The sequence below is a fragment of the Clostridiales bacterium genome, assembly GCA_030016385.1.
Taxonomy (GTDB): Bacteria; Bacillota; Clostridia; order Clostridiales; family Oxobacteraceae; genus JASEJN01.
This window is the reverse complement of record JASEJN010000121.1, coordinates 1-1,203: the sequence shown is the minus strand read 5'-3', so window position 1 is coordinate 1,203 and position 1,203 is coordinate 1. Positions and strand designations below refer to the sequence as shown.

Annotated in this window: 1 protein-coding gene; it reads right to left on the bottom strand. The window is 37.1% G+C overall.

Translation table 11 applies throughout. The features are described 5' to 3' along the window. A partial coding sequence (locus QME45_14705) for a transposase (protein ID MDI6619877.1) occupies positions 1-1,029 on the bottom strand: 1,029 nt, incomplete at its 3' end. Between the last annotated feature and the right edge of the window lie 174 nt (positions 1,030-1,203).

The following is a 1,203-nucleotide window of genomic DNA, read 5'->3' as shown; positions in this document are numbered from 1 at the left end:
TTTCATAGGAAGATTCTTATCATGAGGGCAACATGGAATACCATCTTCGTTAATGGTGTAGTCCTGGTCTTCAAGTCCTGAACGTGAATTAAGAGGGATATATGCTTTTTCAAAATGCAGTTCGCTAAACAGAGATTTATAGATGTTAACTGCATCAAAAGCAGAATCTCCAAGGAAGGTCCTGGGATTTATCAAAGGATGCTTATCAAAAAAAACCTTTAGGACAGGGATAAGAGCTTTGGAATCACCGAGGGACTTATCTTCTTCGGGAGAATCCGATTTCTTTTCCACAACAATGTCCGGGTGTGCATCCAGGAAATCTTTATTATAGAATGAGATATCACGGACAATACCAAGACCATTGGTAATCATACCGAACTTGAAAACATAGCAAAAATGTCCATTGATATAAAGCTGTTTAATGTTCCGGTTTGAATCCGCATGAGAAGGCATGGATTTATAAGCTGCTTTGTAAGGGTCATAGGAATCATCGAGCTGCATTGCTTTCTTGTAAGCTTTTAACTGGCCAATAATACGGTTTGCATATTTAGGATTGTTTTCAGTTACAAAGGCCTCGATGCCGGAAGTATCGAAGATGGTCATAGATGCGAGGGAGGTATCAATTTGCTGGCATATCGGTTCGGTAACATCTACAAGTGAATCAAAAAACGACTGTAAGTCCATCAAGAAATCCTGTTTAAACCGTGTTATCTTAGAGGCATCAGGAACCTTTGTAAAGCCACAAAAGTCACGAAGTTCCTTTGAGTACTGGAGAAAAATCAAAAGAAGACTGTCAGTAGGAATAGAGAAAATCCGCTGAATGAGCAAAGCCCAAAGGAAACCGGATAAAGGATATACACGATTTCTACCAATAGAGGAATAAAAGTGATCATAGAAGGAAGACGGAATAAGTTCTTCAAGATCAATGTTTTCTTCAAGAAGTGAAAGGAAGTGATATTTATCATTTTCAAAAATACTATTACAGTCGGAATAAATGTCTGCAAAGGATAATTGTTTCGGTCTTGTCATAAGTTAATAACTCCTTTCCGAGATGTTGTTTTATTATTGCTCATAACTTAATTTTACCACATTTTGGAGAGGAGTTATATATAAAAGAAATAAATATACATGTGAAAAATGTTAAAAGTGTGAAAGGGTAGATGAAAGATAAGGTAACAGCGATAGGGAAGGGGAAGAAGGAGA